This window comes from Micromonospora sp. NPDC007271 (assembly GCF_040634005.1).
In the GTDB taxonomy this organism is placed as follows: domain Bacteria; phylum Actinomycetota; class Actinomycetes; order Mycobacteriales; family Micromonosporaceae; genus Micromonospora.
Genome location: NZ_JBEYER010000108.1, coordinates 1 through 22,730, shown reverse-complemented (window position 1 = coordinate 22,730; position 22,730 = coordinate 1). Strand labels below are relative to the sequence as shown.

24 protein-coding genes and 1 pseudogene are annotated in these 22,730 nt (G+C 74.2%); 13 read left to right on the top strand and 12 right to left on the bottom strand.

Translation table 11 applies throughout. The features are described 5' to 3' along the window. Nucleotides 1-240: 240 nt before the first annotated feature. Complete coding sequence (locus ABZ570_RS28545) at nucleotides 241-660, bottom strand: hypothetical protein (RefSeq protein ID WP_358070213.1); 420 nt, start codon at nucleotides 658-660, stop codon at nucleotides 241-243. 141 nt (nucleotides 661-801) lie between these two features. Between ABZ570_RS28545 and ABZ570_RS28540 the strand changes: the two genes are divergently transcribed. Continuing rightward, complete coding sequence (locus tag ABZ570_RS28540) at nucleotides 802-1,890, top strand: S-(hydroxymethyl)mycothiol dehydrogenase (protein WP_358070210.1); 1,089 nt, start codon at nucleotides 802-804, stop codon at nucleotides 1,888-1,890. Then, nucleotides 1,887-2,516 carry an MBL fold metallo-hydrolase gene (locus ABZ570_RS28535; RefSeq protein ID WP_358070207.1) on the top strand — a complete coding sequence of 210 codons (630 nt, stop codon included), beginning with the start codon at nucleotides 1,887-1,889 and terminating at the stop codon, nucleotides 2,514-2,516. Before ABZ570_RS28540 ends, ABZ570_RS28535 begins: the two co-directional genes overlap by 4 nt. A 46-nt stretch (nucleotides 2,517-2,562) precedes the next feature. On the opposite strand, the gene tsaA is transcribed toward ABZ570_RS28535, so the two are convergent. Next, entirely contained in the window at nucleotides 2,563-2,973 is a 411-nt protein-coding gene (gene tsaA, locus ABZ570_RS28530) for a tRNA (N6-threonylcarbamoyladenosine(37)-N6)-methyltransferase TrmO (RefSeq protein WP_358070204.1), read from the bottom strand. A gap of 713 nt (nucleotides 2,974-3,686) precedes the next feature. Between tsaA and rho the strand changes: the two are divergent. The 5 genes and pseudogenes from rho to ABZ570_RS28505 all read left to right on the top strand — a co-directional run. Continuing rightward, nucleotides 3,687-4,793 (top strand): annotated as a pseudogene (rho, locus tag ABZ570_RS28525) (transcription termination factor Rho); the annotation flags it as partial. Nucleotides 4,794-4,804: 11 nt separating this feature from the next. Then, nucleotides 4,805-5,269 (top strand): VOC family protein, encoded by a 465-nt coding sequence (locus tag ABZ570_RS28520; protein WP_358070201.1) that lies wholly within the window; start codon nucleotides 4,805-4,807, stop codon nucleotides 5,267-5,269. A 73-nt stretch (nucleotides 5,270-5,342) separates the two neighbouring features. Continuing rightward, entirely contained in the window at nucleotides 5,343-6,446 is a 1,104-nt protein-coding gene (locus tag ABZ570_RS28515) for a DUF3626 domain-containing protein (protein WP_358070198.1), read from the top strand. Nucleotides 6,447-6,689: 243 nt separating this feature from the next. Next, complete coding sequence (locus ABZ570_RS28510) at nucleotides 6,690-7,448, top strand: hypothetical protein (RefSeq protein WP_358070195.1); 759 nt, start codon at nucleotides 6,690-6,692, stop codon at nucleotides 7,446-7,448. Between the two features lie 751 nt (nucleotides 7,449-8,199). Further along, on the top strand, nucleotides 8,200-8,793 hold the full coding sequence (locus tag ABZ570_RS28505) for a hypothetical protein (protein ID WP_358070192.1): 594 nt from the start codon (nucleotides 8,200-8,202) through the stop codon (nucleotides 8,791-8,793). A 106-nt stretch (nucleotides 8,794-8,899) separates the two neighbouring features. Here the strand turns inward: ABZ570_RS28505 and ABZ570_RS28500 are convergent, their stop codons facing one another. Then, nucleotides 8,900-10,003: a CapA family protein gene (locus ABZ570_RS28500; RefSeq protein ID WP_358070189.1), complete on the bottom strand. Its 1,104-nt coding sequence runs from the start codon at nucleotides 10,001-10,003 to the stop codon at nucleotides 8,900-8,902. 87 nt (nucleotides 10,004-10,090) lie between these two features. Here ABZ570_RS28500 and ABZ570_RS28495 point away from each other — a divergent pair, with 87 nt between their 5' ends. Further along, nucleotides 10,091-10,894, top strand: coding sequence for an inositol monophosphatase family protein (locus ABZ570_RS28495; RefSeq protein ID WP_358070186.1), 804 nt, complete (start codon nucleotides 10,091-10,093; stop codon nucleotides 10,892-10,894). Between the two features lie 18 nt (nucleotides 10,895-10,912). Here the strand turns inward: ABZ570_RS28495 and ABZ570_RS28490 are convergent, their stop codons facing one another. Genes ABZ570_RS28490 through ABZ570_RS28480 form a run of 3 tightly spaced genes read right to left on the bottom strand, consistent with a single transcriptional unit; the run spans nucleotide 10,913 to nucleotide 14,181 of the window. After that, a complete protein-coding gene (locus ABZ570_RS28490) occupies nucleotides 10,913-11,767 on the bottom strand; it encodes an alpha/beta fold hydrolase (protein ID WP_358070183.1) in 855 nt (284 codons plus the stop codon). Next, on the bottom strand, nucleotides 11,764-12,657 hold the full coding sequence (locus tag ABZ570_RS28485) for an SDR family NAD(P)-dependent oxidoreductase (protein ID WP_358070180.1): 894 nt from the start codon (nucleotides 12,655-12,657) through the stop codon (nucleotides 11,764-11,766). The genes ABZ570_RS28490 and ABZ570_RS28485 overlap by 4 nt, the downstream gene beginning before the upstream one ends. Nucleotides 12,658-12,675: 18 nt before the next feature. Beyond that, nucleotides 12,676-14,181, bottom strand: coding sequence for an NAD(P)/FAD-dependent oxidoreductase (locus ABZ570_RS28480; protein ID WP_358070177.1), 1,506 nt, complete (start codon nucleotides 14,179-14,181; stop codon nucleotides 12,676-12,678). A 113-nt stretch (nucleotides 14,182-14,294) separates the two neighbouring features. Between ABZ570_RS28480 and ABZ570_RS28475 the strand changes: the two genes are divergently transcribed. After that, on the top strand, nucleotides 14,295-14,975 hold the full coding sequence (locus ABZ570_RS28475; RefSeq protein ID WP_358070174.1) for a TetR/AcrR family transcriptional regulator: 681 nt from the start codon (nucleotides 14,295-14,297) through the stop codon (nucleotides 14,973-14,975). Here ABZ570_RS28475 and ABZ570_RS28470 read toward each other — a convergent pair. Together ABZ570_RS28470 and ABZ570_RS28465 are read right to left on the bottom strand one after the other, a co-directional pair. After that, nucleotides 14,959-15,414, bottom strand: coding sequence for a hypothetical protein (locus ABZ570_RS28470; RefSeq protein ID WP_358070171.1), 456 nt, complete (start codon nucleotides 15,412-15,414; stop codon nucleotides 14,959-14,961). The genes ABZ570_RS28475 and ABZ570_RS28470 overlap by 17 nt on opposite strands. Beyond that, nucleotides 15,414-15,890: a hypothetical protein gene (locus tag ABZ570_RS28465; RefSeq protein WP_358070168.1), complete on the bottom strand. Its 477-nt coding sequence runs from the start codon at nucleotides 15,888-15,890 to the stop codon at nucleotides 15,414-15,416. The genes ABZ570_RS28470 and ABZ570_RS28465 overlap by 1 nt, the downstream gene beginning before the upstream one ends. Nucleotides 15,891-15,935: 45 nt before the next feature. On the opposite strand from ABZ570_RS28465, the gene ABZ570_RS28460 reads away from it, so the two are divergent. Then, entirely contained in the window at nucleotides 15,936-16,928 is a 993-nt protein-coding gene (locus tag ABZ570_RS28460; protein ID WP_358070165.1) for a transcriptional regulator, read from the top strand. 73 nt (nucleotides 16,929-17,001) lie between these two features. On the opposite strand, the gene ABZ570_RS28455 is transcribed toward ABZ570_RS28460, so the two are convergent. Beyond that, entirely contained in the window at nucleotides 17,002-18,477 is a 1,476-nt protein-coding gene (locus ABZ570_RS28455) for a PLP-dependent aminotransferase family protein (RefSeq protein ID WP_358070162.1), read from the bottom strand. A 29-nt stretch (nucleotides 18,478-18,506) separates the two neighbouring features. On the opposite strand from ABZ570_RS28455, the gene ABZ570_RS28450 reads away from it, so the two are divergent. Both ABZ570_RS28450 and ABZ570_RS28445 read left to right on the top strand, forming a co-directional pair. Then, a complete protein-coding gene (locus ABZ570_RS28450) occupies nucleotides 18,507-19,118 on the top strand; it encodes a LysE family translocator (protein WP_358070159.1) in 612 nt (203 codons plus the stop codon). Nucleotides 19,119-19,127: 9 nt separating this feature from the next. Then, on the top strand, nucleotides 19,128-19,841 hold the full coding sequence (locus tag ABZ570_RS28445; RefSeq protein WP_358070156.1) for a phenylalanine--tRNA ligase beta subunit-related protein: 714 nt from the start codon (nucleotides 19,128-19,130) through the stop codon (nucleotides 19,839-19,841). Nucleotides 19,842-19,931: 90 nt separating this feature from the next. On the opposite strand, the gene ABZ570_RS28440 is transcribed toward ABZ570_RS28445, so the two are convergent. Next, nucleotides 19,932-20,321, bottom strand: a complete 390-nt coding sequence (locus tag ABZ570_RS28440; RefSeq protein WP_358070153.1) for a hypothetical protein — start codon at nucleotides 20,319-20,321, stop codon at nucleotides 19,932-19,934. Nucleotides 20,322-20,391: 70 nt separating this feature from the next. Here ABZ570_RS28440 and ABZ570_RS28435 point away from each other — a divergent pair, with 70 nt between their 5' ends. Continuing rightward, entirely contained in the window at nucleotides 20,392-20,826 is a 435-nt protein-coding gene (locus ABZ570_RS28435) for an archease (protein WP_358070150.1), read from the top strand. A gap of 27 nt (nucleotides 20,827-20,853) precedes the next feature. Here ABZ570_RS28435 and ABZ570_RS28430 read toward each other — a convergent pair whose 3' ends face one another. After that, nucleotides 20,854-22,272, bottom strand: a complete 1,419-nt coding sequence (locus ABZ570_RS28430) for an RtcB family protein (RefSeq protein WP_358070147.1) — start codon at nucleotides 22,270-22,272, stop codon at nucleotides 20,854-20,856. Nucleotides 22,273-22,377: 105 nt separating this feature from the next. Further along, nucleotides 22,378-22,730, bottom strand: a 353-nt coding sequence (locus tag ABZ570_RS28425) for an oligopeptide/dipeptide ABC transporter ATP-binding protein (protein ID WP_358070144.1), incomplete at its 5' end; no start/stop codon positions are given.

Here is a 22,730-nt window from a genome sequence, read left to right as displayed (position 1 = left end):
CCTGTCCGGGCAGCATGTGCAAGATCGCGGGCGGAGGGGAGGGGGAGGGCGCGGCCGCAACGCCGCCCGTCGCCGGCACGCGGCCGAGCGCACCGCCGTCGCGGTCCCCGCGCCGGCGGGCGGCTGACCGCCCGTACCCGGGGCCGGCAGCCGCGCCGGACCCGGGCGGCGCGGAATCCCCCGGGCCGGCCCGTGGCCCCGCCCGCGCGCCCCGCGCCGCCGCCGTGCGCTCGCGGCGGGTCAGACGTGCCTACGGCGGTGGGTCAACGAGTCCAGCACCAGGGTCAGCCCGGCCCCGACCAGCCAGACGTCCTTGGCCAGGCCGACGCCCGCCTGGGTGGGCTTCAGGCTGTTCGCCTCGCGCATCCCCGGCGTCTTCAGGTAGAGCTGCACCAGGCCGGCGCCGAACGCCGCCAGCCCCGCACCGGCGAGCAGCGACGGCACGAACGGGACGAGCAGCGCGGCCCCCAGGGCCATCTCGGCCCGGGACAGCAGCTTGGCGAACCGAGCCGGCTCGAACTGCTGCAACGGCGGAATCGCCCCGACCGCCATGCCGTGCACTCCGGCGGCGGCCTCGCCCTCCAGGCTCCGCTTGCTGAGCCCGGAATTCAGGATGAACGCCCCGACGGCGACCCGCAGCGGCGCATGAGTCAGCTTCATGATCACTCCCGTCCGTGCCGGAGAACCGGGGGACCGCGTACCCCGCGACGCGCCGGCTAACCCGCCGCGCGCAGGTGGGCCGGCACGGTGATCGGCGGTAGGTTCACGGGAGTACGGAGACCGGCACAGACGGGAGGAACCGTGAGCCAGGAAGTCCGGGGAGTCGTGTCGCGGCGCAAGGGTGCGCCGGTGGAGGTCACCACGATCGTGGTGCCCGACCCGGGGCCGGGCGAGGCGGTGGTCCGCGTCCAGTCCTGCGGGGTCTGCCACACCGACCTGCACTACCGCGAGGGCGGCATCACCGACGACTACCCGTTCCTGCTGGGGCACGAGGCCGCGGGCGTCGTCGAGCAGGTGGGGGAGGGGGTCACCGACGTGACTCCCGGCGACTTCGTGGTGCTCAACTGGCGGGCCGTCTGCGGGCAGTGCCGGGCCTGCCGCCGGGGCCGCCCCTGGTACTGCTTCAACACGCACAACGCCGCACAGAAGATGACCCTCACCGACGGCACCGAACTCACCCCCGCCCTCGGCATCGGCGCGTTCGCCGAGAAGACCCTCGTGCACGCCGGCCAGTGCACCAAGGTCGACCCGTCCGCCCGGCCCGCCGCCGTCGGGCTGCTCGGCTGCGGGGTGATGGCCGGCCTCGGCGCGGCCATGAACACCGGCCAGGTGACCCGGGGCGACTCGGTCGCGGTGATCGGCTGCGGTGGCGTCGGCGACGCGGCGGTGGCCGGCGCGGCCCTGGCCGGGGCGACGACGATCATCGCGGTGGACACCGACTCCCGTAAGCTCGACTGGGCCCGCAAGTTCGGCGCCACCCACACCGTCAACGCCTCCGAGGACGACCCGGTCGAGGCGATCCGCGCCGCCACCGGCGGCTTCGGCGCCGACGTGGTGATCGACGCGGTGGGCCGCCCGGAGACCTGGAAGCAGGCCTTCTACGCCCGGGACCTGGCCGGCACGGTCGTGCTGGTGGGCGTACCCACCCCGGACATGAAAATCGAGCTGCCGCTGCTGGACGTCTTCGGTCGCGGCGGCGCGCTCAAGTCCAGCTGGTACGGCGACTGCCTGCCCAGCCGCGACTTCCCGATGCTCACCGAGCTGTACAAGCAGGGCCGCCTCGACCTGGACGCGTTCGTCACCGAGGAGATCGCCCTCGACCAGGTCGAGGAGGCGTTCACCCGGATGCACCACGGCGACGTGCTCCGCTCGGTGGTGGTCTTCCCGTGACCGCCCGCGTCGACCACACCGTCACCTCCGGCACGTTCTCCCTCGACGGGCAGACCTTCGACGTCGACAACAACGTCTGGGTGATCGGCGACGACAGCGAATGCGTGGTCGTCGACGCGCCGCACGACGTGGCCGCCATCCGCCGGGTCGTCGGCGACCGCCGGGTGGTCGCCATCCTGGCCACCCACGCCCACGACGACCACGTACGCGTCGCACCCGAGCTGGCCCGGGCGGTCGGCGCCCCGGTGCTGCTGCACCCCGCCGACCGGGTGCTCTGGGATCTGGTCCACCCCGACGTCCCGCCGGACGGGGAACTGACCGACGGCCAGACCGTACCGGTCGGCGGCACCACCCTGCGGGTGCTGCACACCCCCGGCCACAGCCCCGGCGCGTGCAGCCTGCACGCCCCCGAGCTGGGCGCGGTCTTCACCGGCGACACCCTGTTCGCCGGCGGCCCGGGTGCCACCGGCCGTTCCTACAGCGACTTCGGCACCATCATCGAGTCGATCCGGACCCGGCTGCTCACCCTGCCGCCGGAGACCGTGGTCCACACCGGACACGGCGACGACACCACCATCGGCGCCGAGGCGCCGCACCTCGACGAGTGGATCGCCCGGGGCCACTGAGCCGACCGCCCGACCGGGTCGCCGACCCGGTCGGGCGCCGCCGGGCTCAGCGCTCGCCGTCCAGCACCGGCTTGACGTCGAGTACGGGCGTGCCGTCCACCGCCTCCAGGTCGGCCACCCGCATCCGCAGGCCGGCCACCTCCCGCACCCGGACCCGGTGCAAACCGATCGGGTTCGGCCGGTGCGGCGAGCGGGTGGCGAACACCCCGGCCTCCGGCCGGGACCGGTCGCCGCGCGGGTGCACCACGAGCACGTCCCGTTGGGCCCGGTCCAGCCAGGTCAGCACCAGCACGTCCGCGCCCGGTCCCAGGCCACGCAGCGCCGGGGCGTACGCCGCGTCGAACACCAGCCACGCCTCCGGTGCACCCTCGTCGCCCTGCTTCGGTGCCATCGCCGGATCGGTCAGCGGGGACTCGACCCGGCCGACCGGGCGCAGCGCGTACTCCACGTCGTCCACACGGCATCCTTCGGTCAGCAGCAGGCGCAGCCGGAGATGCGCCAGCCACGGTGGTAGGCGTCAGCCCGGTTCCGGTCACGTGCTCGCGTTTCCGGTTGACGCGCCCCTCACCGTAACGCCAGCCCGGGGGTTGAGCTGACCCGCCGACTCGGCCGCGACGGGCTTGCCCGTCGGACGCCGTCGGGTTAACCTTCCGGTGGACCTGGATGCCGGCGCGCAGCGCCACCCGGTGTTCCTTACCCTCCGCCCGATCTGCCGTCGCCCGTCGCGTCAGCGGCAGCACCGACGGCCGCGCGGAGCGCGAATCCCGCCGCCGACAGCCGTCGAGCGAGCGTGGTGCCCGGCGCTGCTGAGCCGATTGACACGGCGTTGGGCTCGCCGTTTCCGGCCTCTCGCACCGGTCGGAGTTCCGTCCCGCCACCCGCCTCTGCGGGCGCTCGTCGGCGACCCGGGCGGCCGGCGGCGTGGCCCGGACCAGGCCGCCGCCGAGGCTGCGCCGGTGACCCGGCCCGCCAGATCGGCAACGTTCCCGACCTTCTCCGTCGACGCCGACCGGCCCGGGATGCCGTCCCGCCGTCCGCGCCGCCGGCGCGGGTGTCCGATCCGGCGCTCGGGCGCCGCCACCTGCTCCGCCCACCGATCACCCGCCGTCGCCCGAAAGGCGACCGCCCCGCGAAAGGCATCCGATGAACAGCATCGACACCTCGGCGCCGGTCCCGGTCACCGGCATCGTCGACACCGTCGACGATCACGCGTTGATCCGGGTCGCCGGCTACCTGCCCTCGGCCGCGGACGCGTACGTCCCACCCGCCCAGCTGCGCCGGTACGGTCTGCGCCGCGGCGACCTCGTCACCGGCGCGGTCGCCGCCACCCCCCGCCGTGGCCGGCACACTCCGCTGGTCCGGCTCGACACCGTCAACGGGATGGAGCCGGAGGAGGCGAGGCGCCGGCCGGAGTTCTACCAGCTGACCCCGCTGTACCCGCAGGAGCGGCTGCGGCTGGAGACCGAGCCGCACATCCTGACCACCCGGGTGATCGACCTGGTGATGCCGATCGGCAAGGGCCAGCGGGCGCTGATCGTCTCGCCGCCGAAGGCCGGTAAGACGATGGTGCTGCAGGAGATCGCGAACGCGATCACCCGCAACAACCCGGAGTGCCACCTGATGGTGGTGCTGGTCGACGAGCGGCCGGAAGAGGTCACCGACTTTTCTCGGTCGGTGAAGGGCGAGGTCGTCGCGGCCACGTTCGACCGTCCGCCGCAGGACCACACCACGGTGGCGGAGCTGGCGATCGAGCGGGCGAAGCGCCTGGTCGAGCTGGGGCAGGACGTGGTCGTGCTGCTCGACTCGCTGACCAGGCTGGGTCGCGCCTACAACCTCTGCGTTCGCTCCGGCGGCCGTACCCTCTCCGGTGGAGTGGACGTGGCCGCGCTCAACCCGCCGAAACGGCTGCTCGCCGCGGCCCGGGCCGTCGAGGAGGGCGGCTCGCTGACGATCGTCGCCTCCACGCTGGTGGAGACCGGCTCGGCCGCCGACACGCTCATCCACGAGGAGTTCAAGAGCACCGGCAATGCCGAGCTGCGGCTGGACCGCACCCTGGCCGACCGGCGCACCTATCCGGCCGTCGACGTCCGGGGGTCCGGCACCCGACGGGAGGAGCTGCTGCTCACCGAGGCCGAGCGGCATCGCCTGCGGGGCCTGCGATCAGCGCTGTCCCAGATGGACCGTCAGCCGGCCCTGGAACGGCTGCTGCACCAGCTTGCCACCACACCGGGCAACGCCTGCTTCCTCGCCCGGCTCGGCGCCGCGACTGGGAACTAGGATCGGCGGTCATGACCGTACCGGGGAACGACCAGCCGCCGACCGTACGCCAGCTGCGCCTCGTCGTCGAGGCCGACGACTACGACGCGGCGGTCGCCTTCTTCCGCGACGCCCTGGGCCTGCCCGAGCAGGCGGCGTATTCGGGCGACGGCGACGCGCGGGTGGTGATCCTGGAGGCCGGTCGGGCCACCCTGGAGCTGGCGAACCCCGCGCAGAAGCGGATGATCGACGAGGTGGAGGTCGGCCGGCAGGTCGCACCGCGCCTGCGGGTGGCGTTCGAAGTGGAGGACAGCCGGGCGGTGACCGAACGCCTGGTCGCCGCGGGCGCCACCGTGGTCGCCCCGCCGACGGTCACCCCGTGGCGGTCCCTCAACGCCCGCCTCGATGCCCCGGCGGGGCTGCACCTGACCGTGTTCCAGGAGCTGTGTGACCCGGCGGAGCGGGCCGCCCTGGACGGCTTCGGCACGGACGCCTGACCGCTGGCGATCGCGTCCGTCCGCTGGAAATGCGGCTGCGCGCGGATACCCGGGCGCTGATAGCGTCGCGCCCGTGCCCGACCCCGCCACCGCGCCCGCCCTGACCCCGGCGCAGGCCGCCGCGCTGCGCCACGTCCGTCACGTCGCACTCCGAGACCGCCCGGTGGCCCTCACCACCATCGCCCGGCACCTGGCCGGCCCGGGTACGGCGTACCAGGCGGAGGAGATCATCGCGGCGGTGGCCGCGCACGGCCGGCTGACGCTCAACTTCCACCCGGATCGCCTGCTGGGCGACGGCCGTACGGTGGCTGAGGCGCTGGACCAGGACGGCGTCTACCGCAGTCAGTTCGAGACGGGCATCTCCAACGGCGGGCTGACCGCCTTCCCCGGCGGCGACCGCGACCGCTGGGAGGCCGCGCTGTTCGGCGGGGCGTACCAGCGGCCGGGTGTGCTCCCCGGGGAACGCCCGAAGTATGGCGGCCTGAACCTGCTCGACCACCCCGACGGCGCCTGCCCCCGGTTCGGCTCCTGCCACCTGCGGCTGCGCCCCGAAGTCCTGGCTCGGGCCACCTTCACCTTCGGTGACACCCACACCCAACCCAAGGACCACGGCACCCTCGAGGTGTTCGAGCCGGTGCTCGCCGCGCTGCTCGACGCCACGGCAGGCACCGGCGTCTGCCTCGGGGCGGCCGGCATGGACACCGGCAGGTTGCTGGGTACGCTGCTACGCCGCCGCGAGCGGGAATCCGCCGCGGCCGGGCGCGCGTTGGACGACTACGTCGAGGCCCAGATCCACGGCGAGCTGAGTCTCGCCCGGGACGTCGAGGCGCTCGTGGTCGACCCCTCCTTCCGGGGCACCGACGCCGGTCGGATCCTCGCCGGAATCGCCAGCCGGCACGGCTTTCCGCTGCGCTGGCACGGGGGATTCGAGCTGCCGGTCGACGCCGTCGACGCGGAGTTCCGGGGCCCGGCCATCCCGCCGCTCGCCGCCCGGGTGCACGCGGAGTTCGGCCGCCCGGGAGAGCCGGTCCACGCCGCGCTCATCGGCCGCGCCGCCGCGTCGGTGGTGCGGGAGCCGGAACGATGGGCCGACCGGGGTCCGGTCGACGTCACGCTTCAGCACCTCAAGCAGCTCTGGCACGTTCTCGTCCGGTTCGGCACGCCCGCCGCCGATTGAGCACCGCCGCGGCGTCCGGCCCTTTCGGGTGGTCCATCCCCTCGGGTACGCAGTGGCCCGGCCGCCCGGTATGCCAGGTGACCTGGGCCGCAGCCGGTCGGCACTCCGGCATATCCGGAATGACCGACACGGCAAGCTGGTTACGTTCCCTGGACCGGCGGCGCGTAAACCCGTACCAGCCGGTAGTTCCCCCGAGGCCCGCTCACCCCGGAGCGTGTCGTAACGATCGAAAGGGCAACCATCGTGAAGCATCACTTCACTCGATGGCTCCCGGCCATCGCCCAGACCTCGCACCGCACGGCCGAGCTCGTCAACCGGTGGCTCCCCACCATCACCAGCACCATCAACAAGACCCCGCAGCGCAAGGCCGCGCTGAGCGTCGCGGGTGTGGCCTTCCTCGGCGGCCTGGCGTTCGGTCCCAGCGCCGTCGCCGCACCGGTCACCACCGGCCCGCACACCGGCGCCGTCGCCGCGATCGACCTGGCCACCGGCAAGCAGCTGGCCACCGTCAAGTCCGACCTCACCACCGGTGCCGACAAGGTACCCGCCAAGGCCAACGCGCCCAGCCGGGACAAGCTCGTCCCGCACGGCGTCGAGGGCGCGCAGTCGCGCATCCCGCTCGACGACGCGCAGATCGCCAACGCTAAGGCCATCGTCGAGGCGGCCAAGGAGACCGGCGTGGGCGAGCGGGGCGCCGTCATCGGCGTCGCCACGTCGCTGCAGGAGTCGAAGCTGTACAACATCGGCCACCTCGGCGCGTACAACGACCACGACTCGGAAGGCCTGTTCCAGCAGCGCCCGTCGTCGGGTTGGGGTACGTCCGAGCAGATCACCGACCCGGACTACGCCTCGAAGGCGTTCTTCAACGCGCTGAAGAACGTCGGCGGCTGGCAGGACCTGCCGCTGACCACGGCCGCGCAGACGGTGCAGGTGTCCGCCTACCCGTACGCGTACGCCCAGTGGGAGGACCAGGCGGCGGACATCGTCCAGCAGGTCTGGTGAGTTCCCGTTCTTCCTGACTGACCGGCCGGTCCCTTCCCGGGGGCCGGCCTGGTCTGTCTTCGGTTGCGGTTCCGGGTGTGGCCTGGGGTGCCTTGGTGGTTGCGGTTTGGGGTGTGCGTGGCGGTGCGTGGGTGGTTGCGGTTGGGGTGTGGCCCGCCGTGCCCGGCTCCGGGCGGTCAGGCTTGATCCCTGCGCCGGTCACGGCGGGCCACACCCGTGTCGTGGGCGTTCGCCGTCCGGAGGCGCGGCCTGCGCGCCTTCTGCGCCTTGTACGGCCGTGTGGCGTTTCCGGGGGTGTGTCCGCGCTGGTCCTGACGGTGATCGACTCGGTGTGCGGGATGTGGCGGTATCCGGGGTGTCGGATACCGCGGTGTGCGCCCCATGGAGTGGATCAGCCGGGGTGCGTGTTCGGCTGTCCGGGCACGGTGGTGCGTATGTCCCGTTTGTGGGTGTGGCCGGTGGCATCCGCCGGCCGGAATGGCGGCCGGCCGGGGGTCGTTGAACACGGGTGCACGGCCGAGGAAGGCCCCCGCCGGCGGGTGATGGCGGGTGGCCGGTGCCCCCCCGGAATGTTGGCGGGCGGTCGGTCGTTACACATGGTCCCGGCGCCGCGGAGAGGCGATCCCCCGCCCCGCGAGCCGCTGGATCCCCCGAGACTTTCCCCCTTCTTTTGAGCGCCTGACGTGGTGCTTGCGTGCCCGGTCCACCCCTCATGGGCTGTGTGCGCCAACCCCCGAATGGAGCTTTGGTCATGAACTCGATGCTGCTGCGGAAGACGGTTCTTGGTGTTGCTGGTCTGGCGTTCACCGGTGGTGTGTTCGCCGGCCCGATCGCCGCTCACGCTGCAGAGCCCGTGCACGCCGCCCCGGCCACCGCCGTGCAGGCCGACAAGCCGGCCGTGGATCAGGCGAAGCTGATTCCGCATGGTGTGCAGGGCGCCCAGTCGCACATCGACCTGAACGGCGAGCAGGCCGGGAACGCGAAGGCGATCATCGCCGCGACGAAGAAGGCGGGCATGCCCGAACGCGCCGCCGTGATCTCGATCGCCACGAGCCTGCAGGAGTCGAAGCTGGAGAACCTGGGCCACCTCGGCGACAAGAACGACCATGACTCGCTGGGCCTGTTCCAGCAGCGCCCGACCTCGGGTTGGGGCACGCCGGAGCAGATCACGGATCCGGAGTACTCGACCACCGCGTTCCTGAAGGGTCTGAAGCAGGTCGACGGGTGGCAGGACATGCCGCTGACCAAGGCCGCCCAGACGGTGCAGGTGTCGGCCTACCCGGACGCCTACGCGCAGTGGGAGCAGCAGGCCGCCGACCTGGTCGCCCAGTACTGGAACAGCTGACCACCAGCAGAACACGAACACGCCGCTGGCCGGCACCCCTGAACACGGGGTGCCGGCCAGCGCTGTCTGCGGATCTTGGTCAGTTGCCGTCTGCCGTGAACGCGGCTCAGTCCGGGCGCAGGGCGATCAGGCCGTCGTCGGCGAGCACGAACCGGGTCCGACAGGACGCGCCGAGCCCGTCGAGCAGGTCCGCCAGCCAGCGGGCCTCCTCCGGGGTGGCCACCTCCAGTCGCATCCGCCGCGCCCGCACCGGCGCCAGGCGCAGCCGGCGCAGCTCACCGGACTCCGCGTCGAGCGTGGGCAGGTGCAGCAGCCGCAGCTCCGGCCGGTAGGACTCCTGCCCGCCGATCCCCTCGTAGTCGTCGATCAGGTCGCCGCAGCCGTACAGCACGAGCCGCCCCCGGTACCGCTCGATCGGGCGCGGATGGTGCGACGAGTGGCCGTGCACCAGGTGCACCCCGGCGTCGATCAGCGTGTGCGCGAACCGGACGTGCTCGTCCGGCACGTCGTACCCCCAGTTCGAGCCCCAGTGCACCGAGACCACCACCAGGTCCCCGGGCCTGACCTCCCGGGCGACCCGCTCGGCCAGCGCCCCGGCCGACGCCGCCGAGACGTCCAGGTACGCCACCCCGGGCCGCCCTTCGGCCGCAGCCCACTGCGGGTACACGCCGCTGGAGGGGGCACCCACCGACCAGACGAGCAGCCGCCGGCCGCCGGCAAGCGGCACCAGCGCCGGCCGCCACGCCTCGTCCGCGTCCCGGCCGGCGCCGGCCGTCGACACGCCCGCCGCGCGCAGGGCGTCGAGGGTGTCGGTGAGCCCGGTCGGGCCGAAGTCGAGGACGTGGTTGTTGGCCAGCGCGCACACGTCGAGCCGGGCGGCGGTGAGGCAGGCCAGGTTTCCCGGGTGCATCCGGTAGTGGATGCCCTTGCCGGGGGCGTACTCGCCGCGGCCGGTCACCGACGTCTCCAGGTTGACGATCCGGACGTCCGGGCGCAGCGCGTCCAGCAGGCGCAGGGCCTCGCCCCACGGCCACCCGGGCGGGGCCGGTCGCGGCACCGGACCGTTGACGGACTCCGCCAGCTCGACGTAGCGGCGGGCGTCGGTGACGGCCGGCTCCCGCAGCTCGGGCGGCCCCGGGTGCGGCAGGATCTGGTCCACGCCCCGGCCGGTCATCACGTCACCGGCGAGCAGGAGGGTCACCTCGGCCATGACCGTCGTCTTCCCACCCGGGGGCCCTCCCGCACCTGGCGGACTCCCCGAATCAACGCGGGTCGCAAGCGCTCTATGCTCCCAGCCATGTCGATCATGGATCGCGACGTGGCGATCGCGGCGGCGGAGGCCGGCGCCGCTGTCGTGCGTGCCCGGTACGGCACACCGCTCGCCCGCGTGGACAAGTCCGGGGGCGACTTCGCCACCGCTGCCGACATCGAGGCGGAACAGACGATCCTCGACGTCATCCGGGCCGCGCGGCCCGACGACGCGGTGCACGGGGAGGAGAGCGGACGCACCGGCGCCGACGACGCCGAGCGGACCTGGCTGGTCGACCCGCTGTGCGGCACCCTGAACTTCGCGGCGCGGATGCCTCTGGTCGCCGTGAACGTGGCCCTGCGGACCGGATCGGACGCCGGGGCCACGGTGGCCGCGTCGGCCGATCCGTTCGCCGGTGAGGTGTTCTGGACCGACGGCGGCCCGGCCCAGGTGCGCCGCGACGGGGTGGACGAGCGGCTCACGCCGTCCGCCGAGACAGGCCTGGTGGACGTCAACCTCGACCCGCCGTTCCCGAACGGCCCCGCGTTCCGGGCCGTCCGGTTGCTCGCGCACCCGGAGTTCGTGGCGCGGTTCCGGCCGCGGGTGGTCTCCACGACCCTCGCGGTCGCCTGGGTCGCCGCCGGCCGGCGCGCGGCGTACGTGACCGACGGCCAGCTTCGGGACAGCGTGCACTTCGCCGCCGGGATCGCCCTGTGCCGGGCCGCCGGCTGCGTGGTGACCGGCATCGACGGCCAGCCGCTGCACACCGGCGCGGGCGGGCTGCTGGTGGCCGCGGACCACGACACGCACCGCGCCCTGCTGGCGCTCGTCGAGGAGCAGTTCCGGGGGTGAAGCGCCGCACCGGGCCCGCTATCCGGCAGCGGGGTGCGACCAGAACTCGGTGACCAGGGCGTGGAACGCCGCGGCCCGCTCGATCTGCGGCATGTGCCCGGTGTCCGGAAACAGGTGGCAACGGGCCCTCGGTAGCCGGGCGCGGGCGTTCGCCAGCTGGGTGGCCGGCAGGATCCGGTCCCGGTCGCCCCAGACGACCAGCGTGGGCAGGTCCAGCGCGGCCACGGCGGCCAGCAGCTCCTCGCGCCACTGCGGCCGTACGCCCCGCCAGGTGCCCAGGCTGCGGACCAGCTCCAGCATCACCCGGGCGGCGTGCGGCTGCCGGGCCACCGCGAGGGCGGTGGCGACGCGCTCCTCGGTGACGTACGCCGGATCGTGGAAGATGGCCCGCTCGGTGCGCCGGGCGACCACCGGGTGCGGGCGCAGCAGCAGCCGCCCCAGCGGGCGCAGCGCGAGCAGCCGCAGCGCGACGGTGACCTCCCGGCCGAAGCCGGCGCTGTTGACCAGCACCAGGCTCGCCGCCCGGCCCGGATCGTCGGCGGCGAGCCGCATCGCCACCGCCCCGCCGAGGGAGTTGCCCACCAGGTGCGCGGGGCCGGTGACCCCGGCGGCGTCCAGGGTCTCGGCGACCGCCGCGGCCAGGGCGGGCAGGGTGTGCGGCGGGTCCAGCGGCGCGCTACCGCCGTGGCCGGGCAGGTCCACGCTGACCGCCCGGTGGTCGCGGGCCAGCAGCTCGTGCTGGGCGGCGAAGTCGTCGAGGGTGCGGCCGATGCCGTGCAGCAGCACCACCGGCGGGCCGTCGCCGGTGACCCGGCAACGGACCCGCCGGCCGGCCACGGTCAGCTCGTCGGCGGGCGGCAGGGCGAGGGTCATGCCGGCCGCCCCGGCTCGGGCGCGACGGACTCCGGGGCGGGACGCGGCGCCGGCACCCGGGCGGCGTTGCGGTTCATCACCGCCGCCAGGACCTTCCCGTACGAGGCGGGGGCGAGCCGGGCCAGCAGGTCGGGCAGCTTCGCCGACCAGCCGATCAGCACCCGCCCCCGGCGGCGCTGCACGCCGCGAAGGATCACCTCGGCGGCCTTCGCCGGGTCGATGGTGAGCAGCTTCTCGAACTGCTCGCGGCCGGTCTCGAACTCCGCGCGGGGCACGCCGCTGCCCAGCCGGGCGCTGGCCGCGATCCGGGTCCGGATGCCGCCGGGGTGCACCGAGGTGACCCCGACACCGTCGTCGACCAGTTCGTGCCGCAGCGCCTCGGTGAAGCCGCGTACGGCGAACTTGCTGGCCGAGTACGCGGCCTGCCCGGCGGGCGCGATCAGCCCGAACAGGCTGGAGACGTTGACCAGGTGGGCGCCCGGCTCGGCCTTGAGCGCGGGCAGCAGCGCGTGGGTCAGCCGGACCACGGCCCGGAAGTTGATCTCGATGACCCAGAGGAACTCGTCCAGGGTGACCTGGTCGAACCGGCCGCCCAGCGCCACCCCGGCGTTGTTGACCAGCAGCCGGATCCGGGGATGCCGCCGGCGCAGCTCGGCCGCCACCCGGTCGGTGGCGTCGGCGTCGGCGAGGTCGACCAGGTGGGCGTCGATCCGCCGGTCGGGGTGGGCGGCGCGGATCGCGGCGACCACCGCGTCGAGCCGGCCGGCGTCCCGGTCGAGCAGGACCAGGTCGGTGCCGCGGCGGGCCAGCCCGTGCGCGAGGGCCTCGCCGATGCCGCTGGCCGCGCCGGTCACCACCGCGGTGCCGCCGGGGAAGACGAAGTCACGCATCCGGGGTAATCCTCTCGGTCAGGTGACGGGCGTGGTCGGCTGTGCGGCGTCGAGGCTGTCGGCGGCGGGCGCGCCGGCCCGGGAGAAGCGCACGCCGGAGTCGGTGAGCCGGCCGTGGCGCATCAGCAGCACGTCCCGGGGATAGTTCTGGTACAGCCGCCAGGGGGCCCTCGGCCCCTGCTTCGGGAGCCGGTCGGCGGCGCGCAGCACGTACCCGGACTTCAGGTCGATGAGTGGCGCCAGCTCCCCCGTGTCGGGCGCGACCGGGGTGACGATCTGCTGGCCGGTGGCGTCGAGGTGGCGCAGCAGCCGGCAGACGTACGTGGCGACGAGGTCGGCCTTGAGCGTCCAGGACGCGTTGGTGTAGCCGATGGTCAGGGCGAAGTTCGGCACGCCGGAGAGCATCATGCCCTTGTAGGCGACGGTGCCGGCCAGGTCCACCTCGGCGCCGTCCACGGTCACGGTCATCCCGCCGAGGGCGAGCAGGTTGAGACCGGTGGCGGTGACGATGACGTCGGCGGGCAGCTCCTCGCCCGAGCCGAGCCGGATGCCGTGCTCGGTGAAGGTGTCGACGGTGTCGGTGACCACGGCGGCCCGCCCCGCGCTGACCGCGGTGAAGAGGTCGCCGTCGGGCACCACGCAGAGCCGCTGGTCCCAGGGGTTGTAGCGGGGCGAGAAGTGCCGGTCGATGTCGTACCCGACCGGCAGCCTGCCCTGGGCGGCCCGGCGCAGGAACGTCCTCACCAGGCCGGGGGCCCGCCGGCTGAGCTGGAAGTTGACCACCCCCAGCAGCACGTTCTTCCAGCGCACGACCGGATACGCGGCCTTCGCGGGGAGCCAGCGCCGCAGCGCGTCGGCGAGCGGATCGCGCGAGGGCAGCGCGATGACGTACGTGGGTGAGCGCTGGAGCATGGTGACGTGGGCGGCCCGCTCCGCCAGCGCCGGGACCAGGGTGACCGCGGTCGCGCCGCTGCCGATCACCACCACCCGCTTGCCGGTCCAGTCGAGGTCCGCCGGCCAGTGCTGCGGGTGCACGAGCCGGCCGGCGTACCGGTCGACGCCGGGGAACTCGGGCGTGTAGCCGGCGTCGTAGCGGTAGTAGCCGGCGCAGACGAACAGGAACGCGCAGGTGAGGACGACGTCCTCGCCGGTGTCGTGGCGGCGGGCGTGCACGGTCCAGCGGGCGGTGCCGCTGTCCCACTCGGCGCGCACCACCCGGTGATGGAAGCGGATGTGCTCCCGCACCCCGAACTCCCGGGCGGTCTCGCGCACGTACTCCCGGATGGCGTCGCCGTCGGCGATCGCCTTCGGGTCGGTCCACGGCTTGAACGAGTAGCCGAGGGTGTACATGTCGGAGTCGGAGCGGACGCCCGGGTAGCGGAACAGGTCCCAGGTGCCGCCGACGGCGTCCCGCGCCTCGAGCACCGCATAGGTCTTGCCCGGGCAGTTGCGTCGCAGGTGGACGGCGGCGCCGATGCCGGAGAGCCCGGCACCGACGATGAGGACGTCGACGTGGTCGACCATGGCGTCCTCCGTTCGGGCGGCAGTGAAGCGGACACTAGCCACCCCCGTCGAGGCCAGTCAACACGCCGTCGAGTGCGCTCGACATGGTGTCGACCGGGGTAGCATCAGCCGACATGACCGCCGCCCGTACACCGACCGGGACCGCGCCGACGCGCGGCCGGCGGCCGGGCCGCTCGATCGGCGACGACCGGGAAACGGCCATTCTCGCCACCGCGGAGCGGCTGCTGGGCCAGCGGGCGTTCGGCGACATCTCCATCGACGACCTGGCCCGGGGCGCAGGCATCTCCCGGCCCACCTTCTACTTCTACTTCCCGTCCAAGGACGCGGTGCTGCTCGCGCTGCTCGACCGGGTCACCGAGGAGGCGAACGCCGCCGCCGGTGACGTGCTGGACCGGCTGGCCGAGGACCCGCGGGCCCGCTGGCGGGAGCTGATCGCCCGGTTCCACGCCACGTTCGGCGGCCACCGCGCGGTGGTGCTCGCCTGCGCGCAGGTACGCGGCACCAACGCCGAGGTCCGCCGGCTCTGGGCCGAGGTGCTGGAGCGCTGGGTACGCGCGGTCGAGGCGGCCATCGAGAGCGAGCGCCGCCGTGGCGCGGCCCCGGACGGGCTGCCCGCCCGGGACCTCGCCATCGCGTTGAACTCGATGAACGAGCGGGTGTGGTACGCCACCTTCGCCGGGGACGGGCCGGCGGTGGCCGAGCGGGACGTGGTCGACGTGCTGCTCGACGTCTGGCTCACGGCGATCTACCGCACCACCGCGCCGCCGGCCCGGCCGGTCAGCCGGCCCGGGTGAAGTCCATGGTCCAGTTCGTCTCCCAGGTGCGCTCGCCGTCGGTGGAGAACGCCTGCTCCCACCGGCACGAGGTCGGCGTGATCCGGGACCAGATGAACCGGCAGCGGACCGGCCGCCCCTCGTCCGTGTCGTCGGCGTAGAAGGTGCCCACCCCGTCGACGAAGCGGCCCACCACGGGCGGCAGTTCGAGGATCCCCCGTTTGCTGTTCATCCAGTAGATCGACCAGAGCCCGGTCGACGGGTCGAGGATCCGCACCGTCGACCCGGAGAAGCCCCGGGTCGGGAAACGGATCTCGTCGAAGCTGCCCGCTCCGTCGAAGAACCGGTGCGCCACCGTGGTGCCGGGGAACTCGTCCCAGTCGTCGCTGCCGACGTGCCGCCGCCTCAGCCGCCGGTTGGCGACGGTCCAGGTGCCGACGAGGAAGTCGAAGTCGCCCATCAGCGCCCCACCGGCCCCTCGGCGCGGGTGTCGGCCAGGTAGCCGGCCAGGTCGGGCCGGTCCGGCGCGAGCAGGTGGCGCACCCAGGCGGCCCGCTCGTGCTCCAGCACGCCCAACTCCCAGACGCAGCCCACCCCGGGGCGGTCCAGCGGGACGAAGTGCGCGGGGTCGTCGTCCGGGCAGTCCAGGGCGGGCTGGCCGGCGATCGCGATCCGGCACTCCACCACGTTGTCGAAGAACCAGCTGTACGCCAGCAGGTACGCGCCGCTGTCCGCGCCCCGGTGCAGCACCACCCAGCTCGCCGGCGGGGTGCCGCCGTCCGGCTCGGGCAGCAGCTTCGGCAGGTACGCGTGCGCGGCCTCGACCACCTCCGGTTCGAGGCGGCGGTCCGGCTGGTCGATGTGGTAGCGCTTGACGTGCCGGCCGGCGATCTCGACGGCTCCCGGCACGGTCAGTTCCTTGTCGTGAAAGGGCATGTCCGGGAGGGTAGGCGGGCTCCCCTGACAGCTATTGTCAGTGGAATGCGGGCCAGCCGTCTTCTGTCGATCCTCTTGCTGCTCCAGGCCGACGGCCGGCTCACCGCCGCCGAGCTCGCGCGCCGCCTCGAGGTCTCGGTCCGCACCGTGTACCGGGACGTCGAGGCGCTGCACGCCGCCGGCATCCCGCTGTACGGCGAGGCCGGCCACGCCGGCGGCTACCAGCTCGTCGACGGCTGGCGGACCCGGCTGACCGGGCTCACCGCCGAGGAGGCCGACCGGCTGCTCTTCGCCGGGCTGCCCGGACCCGCCGCCGAGCTGGGCTACCAGTCGGTCGTCGCCGCCGTCCAGCTCAAGCTGCGGGCCGCGCTGCCGCCCCCGCTCGCCGACCGGGCCGCCCGCCTCGAACAGCGCTTCCACCTGGACACCCCCGGCTGGTACTCCGACGGCGACCCGTCGCCGCATCTCGCGCCCACCGCCGAGGCGGTGTGGCGCCAGCACCGGATCCGGGTCCGCTACCGCAGCTGGACCGGCGAGGTGACCCGGGTCTTGGAGCCCTACGGCCTGGTGCTCAAGGGCGGCCGGTGGTACGTGGTGGCGGCCCGGCCGGACCGGGCCGAACCGGCCACCTACCGGATCAACCAGATCCTCGACCTGACCCCGCTCGACGAGCCGTTCGACCGGCCCGAGTTCGACCTGCCCGGCTGGTGGCGGGCGCACGTGGCGGACTTCCGGGCCCGGCTGCACCGGGACGAGGCGACCGTCCGGCTCTCCCCGCGCGGCCGGGAACGGCTGCGGGAGATCGCCGCAGAGCCGGTGGTCGCCGCGGTGGACGCCACCGCCGGCCCACCCGACCAGGCCGGCTGGGTGCACGCCGTCATCCCGATCGAGTCGCTCACCCACGCCCACGGCGACCTGCTGCGGCTCGGCGCCGAGGTGGAGGTGCTCTCCCCCGCCCCGCTGCGCGACCGCCTCGCCGACACGGCCGCCGCCCTCGCCGCCCTCTACCATCCCGCGCCCCGGCCCCGACCCTGTTGATCAAGGAGTTTGCGTCTGTGTCGATCTCCTCGCAGACGCAAACCCCTTGATCACCGGGGCTTTCCGTGGGGAGTCAGGAGAGGGTGCGCAGGGTGGCGGCGACGGTGGCGACGCCGCGCTCGATGTCGCCGGTCGGGTTGGCGGCGTAGCCGAGGACCAGTCCGGGTGGCTGTGGAAGCTGCCCGTGCCAGGACAGCGGCTGCACCTTGACGCCCCGGCGCAGCGCCCCGGCGGCCAGCGCGACGTCGTCGACGCCGCCGGGCAGGGTGACCAGCAGGTGCAGGCCGGCCGCGGCGCCGTGCACGACCGCTCCGGGCAGGTGGTCGCGGACGGCGCGGATCATCGCGTCCCGGCGGCGTACGTGCCGGCGACGCAGCAGCCGCAGGTGGCGTTCCAGCGCCCCGGAGTCCATCAGCTCCGCCAGCACCAGCTGAGGCAGGGCCGCGTTGCCGAGGTCGGCCATCCGCTTGGCGGCCACCAGCGCGGCGTGGTGCCGCGCCGGCACCAGCACCCAGCCGATCCGCAGGGCCGGGGCGAGCAGCTTCGAGACGCTGCCGGCGTAGCAGACCTGCTCCGGAAGCATGCTCCGCAGCGCCGGCACCGGCGGGCGGTCGTAGCGGTGCTCGGCGTCGTAGTCGTCCTCGATGACCAGGCCGCCCCGCTGCGCCCAGCGCAGCAGCCGGCGGCGCCGGTCGCCGTCCAGCACCACCCCGGTCGGGAACTGGTGCGCGGGGGTGAGCATCACCGCCGGGGCCCCGCTCGCCTCCAGCCGGTCCACCCGCAGCCCGTGCTCGTCCACCGGCACGGGCGGGGTGTCCAGCCGCCAGTTACGCAGGTGCTGGCGTACGCCGAGGGAGCCGGGGTCCTCCACGGCCACGGTGTGCACCCCGTCGGCGTGCAGCACCTGGGCGAGCAGGCCGAGCGCCTGGGACACCCCGGCGACGATCACCACCTCGGCCGGGTCGACCCGGATGCCCCGGTTGCGGGCCAACCAGGTGGCGACCGCCAGCCGCAGGGCGGGCGCGCCGGTCGGGTCGCCGTACCCGAAGGCGGCGGGCGCGAGGCGGTGCAGCACCGCGCGTTCCGCGCGCAGCCAGGCCGCGCGGGGAAAGGCCGCCAGATCCGGTACGCCGGGTGTCAGGTCGAGCTCCGCCGGGGCGGTACGCAGCGCGTCGAAGACGTCGGTGCCCGGCCGGCCGGTGAACACCTCGGCCCGCTCGGGTGGCCGCGGCGCGGGGGTGACCACCGCGGCGGGCGTGGCCACCACGACGGTGCCGGCCCGGCCGCGCCCCACCACGTGCCCGTCCTCGGTGAGCCGCTGGTACGCCTCGGTCACCACGCCCCGGGAGACGCCCAGCTCGACGGCGAGGACCCGGCTGGGCGGCAGGCGGGCGCCCACGGGCACCCGGCCGTCGGCGATGGCCGCTCGTAGCCGGGCGGCGAGCCAGGCGGCGCGCCCGCCGGGCGGGGCCTCGCCCACGTCGAGCTGGAGGAAGTCGGCACCGGCCGTTATGGACTCCGCAGGCGGTGAAGGTTTGGCCCTGTCCACGGGGCCATTATGGCCGCAGGCTGGATCGCGTGAGCATCGCCTTCCTGCTGACCACGATCGTCGTGGTGGCCACCCCGGGCACCGGGGTGGTGTACACGCTCTCCACCGCGCTGTCCGCGGGTCGCCGCGCCGCGCTGGTAGCCGCGCTGGGCTGCACGATCAGCCTCGTGCCGCATCTGGCGGCGGCGGTCACCGGCCTGGCCGCCGTGCTGCGCCCCGGCACCCCGGCGTTCCGGGCGGTGACCTGGCTGGGTGTGGCGTACCTGCTGTGGATGGCCTGGTCCGCGCTACGCGACCGGGGCCCGCTGCCGTTCGACGAGCGCCGCCCGCCCCGGTCGGCCGCCCGGGTGATCCGCGACGGGGTGCTGGTGAACCTGCTCAACCCCAAGGTGACCGTGTTCTTCGTGGCGTTCCTGCCACAGTTCGTGCCTCCGGACGCGCCCTCGGCCACCAGCCGGATGCTGCTGCACGGCGTGGTCTTCATGCTGATCACGCTCGCCGCCTTCGCCGGCATCGGTGTGCTGGCCGGCACGCTGCGGCGTCGGGTCCTCGCCCGGCCCCGGCTGACCGCGCTGCTGCGCCGTGGTTTCGCCGGCAGCTTCCTCGCGCTGGGCCTCGGCCTGGCCCTCACCGCCCGATAGGAGCCTCCCGTGAACTTCCGGCACGCCCCGCAGGTGTGGTCGGCCTTCCCCGAGCTGGTCTGCGGCGTCCTGCACGCCACCGGCGTCACCCCGGCCGTCGACGTCGGTCCGCTGCTCGCCCGGCACGCGGACGCCGCCGGGGCCAGGCTCGCGGCCGGGCCCGAGGGCGGCTTCCCGGAGATCCAGGCGTGGCGACGGGCCTTCGCGCGGATGGGGCTGCCGCCGACCCGCTACCGGTGCGCGGCCGAGTCGCTGTTGCGCCGCTTCCGGCGCGACGGCGCGCTGCCCGGCCTGCATCCGCTGGTCGACCTGGGCAACGCGCTGTCCCTCGGGTACGCCGTGCCGGTGGCCGTCCTCGACGTCGAGCGGATCGCCGGCGACCTGGCGGTGCGGCCCGCCACCGGCGAGGAAACCTACCTGGCCCTCGGCGGTGGCGACGACGAGCGCCCCGAGCCCGGCGAGGTGATCTTCGCCGACTCCGCCGGCCGGGCGCACTCCCGGCGCTGGACCCACCGGCAGAGCGGCTGGTCGGCGGTCCGCGACGACACCGCCGAGGTGCTGGTGGTCGTCGAGGCGCTGCACGACGGCGCGGCGGAGGCGGTGCCCCGGATGCTCGCGGAGCTGTCGTCGGCCCTGGCGGACGTGTGGCGGACGTCGGCCCGGACGGCGGTGCTGACCGCCGACGCGCCGGTCTTCCCCGTGGCGTGGGCGGCGGCCGGCTGAGGGATGCTCCCGGCGGCAGCGCCGGATGGGTCGCCGGCCACGGGCCGGGGCGGCACCCGCCGCGCCCCGCAGCTGAGCGCCGCGCGGGCGTCAGGAGTCGGGGTCTCCGTGCCTCGGATCGTCGGCGTGCAGGATCTCGTGGCACTCGGCCGGGCTGATCTCGCCGGTGCGCAGCCGGCGGGCGTTCGCGGCGAACCGGGCGGTCGCCGCGCCGCGCGGGTGACGCTCGGGCAGCAGGCCGCTCTCGGCGGCGAGGGAGATCGCCTCGTCCGCGACCGGACGGGGATCGTCGGTGTCGACCGGCTCACCGTGCAGCTCGCGCAGCGCGGCCGCGAGCTCCGCGTCGGCGCTGGTGCCCCAGTGCCGGGCCAGCTCGACGGTGCGGCCGAGGGTGTCCTCGCCGACCTTCTCGGCACGCAGGACGGCCCGCATCATGCGCAGGAAGGTGACGGTCACCGCGTCGGAGTCATCAGCGATCATGCCCGGCACACTAGCCGGGCGATGCGACAAAACCCGTTGGACAGCCGACCGGTGGCGGCATGATCGGGGCATGGAGCGACGACCGGCGCGGGGGCACCGGAACATCCCGCACACCGCCGACGTGCGGATCGAGGCGTGGGCGCCGGACCGGGAAGGGTGCGTGGCCGAGGCGGTCGCCGCGATGCTCGACACCTTCGTCGACACGGCCGGCGCGACGGCGGACGCGACGGCCGAAACGCGATTCGCCGTGCCGCCCGGCGACGACGAGGAACTACTGGTCGCCGTCCTCGATGAAGTGATCTTCCGGTTGGATACGGCGGGCGTGTTGCCGCTGGCCACCGAGGTGCGATCGGCCGACGGCGGCGGGTTGCTGGTGCGGTGGTGGATGGTCGACACCGACGCGGTGGAGCTGGTCGGTGCGGTCCCGAAGGCGGTTGCCCTGCACGAGCTGCGCTTCGGCCCCGACCGGGACGGCTGGTCCTGCGCGGTGACGCTGGACGTCTGACCAGTGGCGCGCAGCCGAGGCGGAGGGTCAGCCCTTCACCACGCCGACCGGGACGAGCCGGGCCACCCGCCGGCAGAGTCCGGCCCCCTCGGTGGCCTCGATGACGGCGTTGATGTCCTTGTACGCCGCCGGCATCTCCTCGGCCAGCCCCCGCCGGGACTTGCCCCGTACGGCGATGTTCTGCGCCTCCAGTTCCTGGCGCGGGTCATGCCCGCGTACCGCCTTGGTGGCCTGCTTGCGGCTCTGGGTACGGCCGGCGCCGTGGCAGGTGGACGCGAACGCGGGTGCCCCCGGCGTACCGACCAGCACGTACGAGTCGGTCCCCATCGACCCGGGGATCAGCACCGGCTGCCCGACCGGGCGCAGGTCGTCCGGCAGTTCGGGGTGGCCCGGCGGCAACGCCCGGGTCGCGCCCTTGCGGTGCACGCAGAGTCGCCGCTGGTCGCCGTCGACGCCGTGGGTCTCGATCTTCGCGAGGTTGTGCGACACGTCGTACACCAGGCTCAGGTCGCTCCCGGTGACCCGCTCGAAGACCTGCCGGGCGGCGTGGTGCAGCAGTTGCCGGTTGGCCCGCGCGTAGTTCGCTGCGGCGGCCATCGCGCCGAGGTACGCCCGCCCCTCGTGCGACGACACCGGCGCGCAGGCGAGCTGCCGGTCGGGCACGTGGATGCCGTACCCGGGCATCACCTTCTCCATGGCGTGGACGTAGTCGGTGCAGATCTGGTGGCCGAGGCCGCGCGAGCCACAGTGGATCATCACGCAGACCTGCCCGGTCCGCAGCCCGAACGCGTCGGCCACCGGCTCGTCGTACACCTCCGCCACGGCCTGCACCTCGAGGAAGTGGTTGCCCGAGCCGAGACTGCCGATTTGGCCCGCGCCCCGCTGCACCGCCCGCTCGCTCACCTGGGCCGGGTTCGCGTCGCCGACCGCGCCGTAGTCCTCACACCGGTCCAGGTCCCGCTGCACCCCGTAGCCGCGCTCGACGGCGTACCGGGAGCCGCCGCGCAGCACTCCGTCGAGCTCCGTGTCGTCGGTCAGGTGCCAGACCGCGCCCTTGCCCATGCCGCGCGGGGTGGCGTCGCTCAGGCCGTCCATCAGCGCGTCGAGGCGGGGCTGCAGGTCGGCGCGGTCGAGGCTCGCGGCGAGCAGCCGCACGCCGCAGGAGATGTCGAAGCCGACTCCACCGGGCGAAACCACCCCACCGGCTTCGACGTCGGTGGCGGCGACCCCGCCGATCGGGAAGCCGTAACCCCAGTGCACGTCGGGCATGGCGTACGAGGCGCCGACGATGCCGGGCAGGGTGGCCACGTTGGCCACCTGGTCCAGCGACTTGTCCGCCCGGGCGTCCGGCAACAGCGACCGGGACGCGAAGACCACGCCCGGGACCCGCATCGGGTCGTGCCGGTCGATCCGGAACCGGTACGGCGACTCCTCGACCAGCTCCATTCCGCCGGGCTACCCCGCTGCGGGGCGGTTACACCCAGCTGGTGGCGAACTCCCATGTCGGGGCGGCCGGTGTGCGGGGGTGGGGCTGGGTGGGTCGGCGGCGGTTCAATCCACCACGGCGTCCTTGGCTTGGGACAGCGCTCCGCGCTCCGGGTAGTGGCAGGCGGTGAGTTGCCGGCCGTCGTCGCGGGTGGTGAGGGCGGGTTCTTCGCTGGCGCAGTGGTCCTGGGCTTTCCAGCAGCGGGTGCGGAAGCGGCAGCCGGATGGTGGGTTGAGTGGGGTGGGGACGTCTCCGGTGAGCCGGATGCGTCCGGCGGGGCCGAGGGCGGTGACGTCGGGGATGGCGGACAGCAGAGCGCGGGTGTAGGGGTGTTGGGGGCGGGTGTAGATGTCGTCGCGGTCGCCGATCTCGACGATCTTGCCGAGGTACATGACGGCGACGCGGTGGCAGAAGTGGC